We start from the raw sequence: 4,983 nt of genomic DNA, 5'->3' as shown, positions 1-4,983 counted from the left end.
TTGAGTACATATTCATCAGGGAAATCCACGATCCATTCCGGATCACCCACGAGCATTTCAGTGCGGACGGCAGCCGCGCAGACAATCTTGTCCCCCTCATGATCGAGCGGCACCAGAGCGGAATAGTCGTTGTTCATCCCCGCATCTGCCAAGACCTGATCCAGCGCGGCAGGCGCCCAAAGCTCTTGCAGGCCCACGACATCGGCATCCAGACGACCCATCGTGGCGGCGGTGAAGTCGATCTTGCGTTGGTAAATGTCAGGATCCCAGCCATCGGTATCGCCATAAATGGCGTCGCCGGGGGTCTGAAGGTTCAAGAGGTTGAAGCTCGCAAAAGAAATGTCGCGGGCACCCATGGTCGTCTCCAATTCACGTCAATCAATGCGCGAACGCTACCACAGGTTACACGACACGGGTGTGAAAAACTGAAAACCCGGTGACAGCCAAAGACGTGCGCGAACGCCCGCGCACAAAAGAAAAAGGGGCGCCGTATCAGCGCCCCCGCAGTCATGTTCAGGTCAAACAGATGCCTATGCCTTGCTGCTTGCAGGCTTCTGAATGCTGTTTGCCTCTGACGGTGTTGCGGCAGCATCTTCAATCGCCTTGGGCGGGGTTGGTTGGTCAACCGTTTTGACTGTGTTGCCAACGGCGGCCTCAGCCACACCGGCCATGCCGTTCTCCATGCTGATCCCAAGTTCTTTGCCAAGGGCCTGCATCGCAGGCATCTGCAGTGCCATACCCAGCACGGAGTCGAGCGCCTGATTGACCGGTGTGCCGCCGTTCGGGGCACCGTCTGCACCGCCACCAGCGGGGGTCATGCCCGTCACCTGATGGATCTTGATCGAGTCGATCTTTTCAGCCGGCTTGACCATTTCCGCGATGATGGAAGGCATCGCCTCCAGTTGGGCAAGGCGGATTTTCATCGCCACGATCTCGGCGCTCAACTCGTTCTCTGAGTTGGCAATCGCCTTCTGACCTTCGGCTGTTGCCAGCATGTCGGTCCGTTTTGCCTCGGCACGTACGGTCAACGCATTGGCATCGGCCTGCGCCTCTTCCAACTGGGCCGCGGCGCGGTCGCTCGCAGCGTCCTTTTCGGCCTCTGCCGTCAAACGGATACCGGTGGCCTGACGCTCAGCTTCTTTCTGCGCTTCAATGATCGCAATCTGCTTGATCCGCTCAGCCTCGGCCACGGCGCGCGCCGTTTCAATGGCTTCCGCCGCCTTCTTGGCCTCCGCCCTCGCAGTATCAGCCGATGCACGTGCCTGGCTCTCTTCCTCGGACTTGCGCGCCACGATGATCTGGCGTTCCTGATCTGCCACTTCCAGCTCACGCTCCTTGGCGATCTCGGCTTCGCGGATGCTGCGCTCGCGCGCAATCTCGGCCGAACGCACGGCTTTCTCGCGTTCAATCCGTGCTTCTTCCTTGGCCCGATCAGACGCTTCCTGATTGCGGGCGATCTGCGCTTCCTGCTCGGCCTGCAGCGTCTGGATTTCCTCGATCTGGGCGATCTCGGCCTGTTTCTGCTCGCGCTCAATCTGGTACTTGCGCTTTTCGGCTTCCATCTCGGATTGGGCGACGGACACGTCGGCCTCTGCCGCGATCTCGGCTCGTTGTTTGCGCGAGGTGGCAATGACGGCGGCCAGCTTCTGCATACCAACCGCGTTAAACGCGTTGTTTTCATCAAGGGATTCAAACGGCGTCTGATCCAGTGCGGTCAGCGACACGGCCTCAAGCTCCAGGCCGTTTTTCAGCAGGTCTTCGGAGATGGCATTCTGCACCTCCTGAACAAAGCTGGCACGGTTTTCGTGCAACTCGTCCATGGTCATCTGGGCGGCCACAGCACGCAGACCGTCAACCAGCTTACCCTCGATCATCTCGCGCAGCTGTTCGACGTGGAAGGTGCGGTCACCGAGTGTTTGGGCGGCGCGCGAAATACCGTCTTCTGTGGCGTTGACCGAGACATAGAACTCAACGCCCACATCAACACGCATCCGATCCTTGGTGATCAGCGACTGTTCCGCCACCCGCGCCACTTCAAGACGAAGCGTCTTCATGTTGACTTTGGAAATCTCGTGCAGGAACGGAACCACAATGGTGCCCCCATCCATGATAACCTTGCGCCCACCCGATCCGGTTTTGACCAGGCTGGTTTCGCGTGTCGCACGTTTGTAGAGGCGCGCCATGATTAAGCCGATCAGAACAAGAAGGCCAAGAATAATGGCGGCAATCGTCAGGATTGCAGTGAGTTGCATATGAGTACTCCTACATGAACTAAAGGTAAGGTTGGACAGACAGCGTGTATGATGGGGGCCGAGGCCCGTCAGATCACGAAGAACTTGTCACCACGCTTGCGAATAAGCGTGACATCGCTGCCCTGGGGAAAAACATCATCATCGTGAAGGGGTTCGACCCGCAGATAGTGGATGTTGTTGTGCCGGTCCTTGATCTTGACCTCGGCCGGGCGACCACGCGCAGCAGTGCCTTGCGTGATGGTGCCGTGATAGCCGCCAAGGAACCGGGCGCGCGTCGCGCTCGTTTCGGTCTTGGGCATGATCAGGGCCACCCAGTTGGCAATCACGCGGGTCACGGCCAAGGCCGGGACTGCGGCGATAGCCGAGGCGATCAGGGCAGGCAATCCCTGCCCGAACAGTCCACCGACAAAGGACTGAAGGATCAGGCCAAAGAGGCCAAACATGGTCAGAAATGACGCAAGCCAGATCAGGAACGGCACATCGCGCGTACCGATCCAGGTGAACAGCCCGGAGGACTGAGCACCAGCATCAATATCGGGCATCTCTGCCGCGTCAACAGCATCGACACCAGGATCAATATCCGCTTCGAACTCGGCCGAGAGGTCAAAGTCCGCATCCACGTCAATATCCGGCGCATCACTGCCAAGACCCATGAGTGTGCCGCCTAGAACTGCGCTCAATATTTCAAGGACAAACAAACCAGCCACCACAGCCAGTGCAACGGCAAACGGGGCGCTTTCAGGCGATAGGAAAAGTGTAATCAAGTCTTTCATTTCCATATCCATATAATCACTGATAAAAAAATTGTTAGGTATTTATGTGCGAAATTTGCATTTTTTTTATCCATACCTATCTTACACCCATACCAGCCACGGTTTCACACGGGATTGAGCGCACATCATGCCGGACTTTCTCCACCGCCGCCGCCTCGCGCGGATGATTGATCGTACGGCCAGCCAGGTGTCCGATGTGCCAATACCCGAGAAGGGCTGGATTTCATCCGTTCGTCATGCCTTGGGCATGTCTGCAGAACAGGTGGCCCGACGCAAGGGCGTCAGCCGAAACGCGGTCTATCAGGCGGAACGCAGCGAACAGGACGGGGCCGTGTCCATCAAGCAGATGGAACAACTGGCCGCCGCCATGGGCGCGCGGTTTGTCTATGCGATTGTACCGGAAGCGCGAATTGAGGATCTGAAATACGCCCAAGCCATGAAACTCGCACACGCAAACATCGCCGATGAACCGGGGGCGGATACGTGGTCAGCCGATGCCCGGCAGGACTGGATCGAGGACAAGGCCGCAGAATTGCTGCATGACATGCCCCCGACCTTCTGGGACCACAGATAGCTGGCCGACCTACGCAGGATGAGGTGGCGTCGCAGGGGCACGGGCCACACGGGCAAGCGCATCACGCGCAATCAAAATGTGAAAGGGCATGATGGCCGCCAGATAAAGCCGCCCGCCGATATTGTGTGTGTGCACCCAGGTTGCGAGCGAAACCACACCGTCCTCGGACCGGACGCTGACCCGAAAATCCAAATGCTTGTCATCAAATCCGGCGATCAGTTCGGTCCCCGTCTCGCTTTCGACCGGAAATGGTCCAAGCTTGTCCACTGCGTCCGGCCCATCTTGTGACAGCCCAAATGGGCTTGTGATCAGGCCGCGCAGTTTGACCAGCACCTGCGCCCACCCCGGGAAGGCCGTGATAATCTCGGCTGCCGCACGCGGGCTGGTCGTACTCGCAACCGAATAGCAATCCAGAAAATCGCCGCGACGCATGCGCCCATGCAAAGCGCTGTCGGTAGAGAGTTGGGTAACAGTGACGCGTGGTGCTGAAAACATGAGGCACTCCTGTGGCTGTCTGCGCTCACCCTAATGACGCATTCACCCTCTTGCTCTGTGACATGAAACCACAACCGGGCCAAAAACTTGCTATTGTGGCGTGACCCATATCTGACAGGACAAGCCCCATGGCCGATGATGGCAGCCAACAATCACAAAACGTTTGGCCAATGCCGACGTTCTATTTCCGCGTCACAATGGACAGTGAAGAGATGACGTTTCAGGAGGTGAGCGGTCTGGACGCCGAACGCCAGCCGATCGTCAATCGCGCAGGCAACGACAAGGTCTTTTCAACCATCAAGATGCCCGGCCTCCGCCAGGCCGGCAACCTGACCCTGAAAAAGGGCGTCTTCACGCGGGACAACACATTTTGGGATTGGTTCAGCGGGTTCAAGATGAACACGATCAAGCGTCAGAATCTGACCATTTCACTGCTGGATGGAAGCGGTTCTCCGACCATGGTCTGGAACGTGGCAAATGCCTTTCCCACCAAGATCACCGGCAGCGATCTGAAAGCAGATGGCAACGAGGTCGCCATCGAAAGCATCGAGATCGCATACGAAGAGATCACCGTCGAAAACGCATGAAAAAGGGCCGCCCAAGACAGGCGACCCTTCGAAATCTGACGGCAGCGGGATAGTCCCGCGATACCTTAGTTCTTGGCGTAGAATTCGACGACCAGGTTCGGCTCCATCACCACCGGGTATGGCACATCACCCAAGGTGGGTGTGCGTGTGAAGGTGGCGGTCATCTTCGAGTGATCGGCTTCGATGTAGTCAGGCACATCACGCTCCGGCAGTTGCGTTGCTTCCAGCAGAACGGCCAGTTGCTTGGAACGGTCACGCACTTCGATCACGTCACCCTCTTTCACGCGGTAGGAGGGGATGTT

6 protein-coding genes and 1 pseudogene are annotated in these 4,983 nt (G+C 57.8%); 2 read left to right on the top strand and 5 right to left on the bottom strand.

From position 1 onward, the window contains the following. From AC6RA8_RS21155 to AC6RA8_RS21145, 3 genes are all read right to left on the bottom strand, one after another. Window positions 1–356, bottom strand: a 356-nt coding sequence (locus AC6RA8_RS21155; protein ID WP_500355633.1) for a hypothetical protein, incomplete at its 3' end; no start/stop codon positions are given. A gap of 174 nt (window positions 357–530) precedes the next feature. After that, window positions 531–2,252, bottom strand: a complete 1,722-nt coding sequence (locus tag AC6RA8_RS21150) for a flotillin family protein (protein WP_500355631.1) — start codon at window positions 2,250–2,252, stop codon at window positions 531–533. Window positions 2,253–2,320: 68 nt separating this feature from the next. Continuing rightward, a complete protein-coding gene (locus AC6RA8_RS21145; protein ID WP_500355629.1) occupies window positions 2,321–3,025 on the bottom strand; it encodes a YqiJ family protein in 705 nt (234 codons plus the stop codon). Between the two features lie 127 nt (window positions 3,026–3,152). Between AC6RA8_RS21145 and AC6RA8_RS21140 the strand changes: the two genes are divergently transcribed. Further along, window positions 3,153–3,599, top strand: coding sequence for a helix-turn-helix domain-containing protein (locus AC6RA8_RS21140; protein ID WP_500355627.1), 447 nt, complete (start codon window positions 3,153–3,155; stop codon window positions 3,597–3,599). Between the two features lie 9 nt (window positions 3,600–3,608). Here the strand turns inward: AC6RA8_RS21140 and AC6RA8_RS21135 are convergent, their stop codons facing one another. Next, window positions 3,609–4,094, bottom strand: coding sequence for a DUF2867 domain-containing protein (locus tag AC6RA8_RS21135; protein ID WP_500355625.1), 486 nt, complete (start codon window positions 4,092–4,094; stop codon window positions 3,609–3,611). Window positions 4,095–4,222: 128 nt separating this feature from the next. On the opposite strand from AC6RA8_RS21135, the gene AC6RA8_RS21130 reads away from it, so the two are divergent. After that, the gene (locus AC6RA8_RS21130) at window positions 4,223–4,681 is read left to right on the top strand and encodes a phage tail protein (protein WP_500355623.1); all 459 of its coding nucleotides are present in this window, start codon (window positions 4,223–4,225) and stop codon (window positions 4,679–4,681) included. Window positions 4,682–4,746: 65 nt separating this feature from the next. Here AC6RA8_RS21130 and AC6RA8_RS21125 read toward each other — a convergent pair. Then, a pseudogene (locus AC6RA8_RS21125) lies at window positions 4,747–4,983 on the bottom strand (30S ribosomal protein S4); the annotation flags it as partial.

This window comes from Tateyamaria sp. (assembly GCF_059783535.1).
Note: the sequence above shows the minus strand (reverse complement) of the source record. Positions and strands in the feature narration are given on the sequence as shown.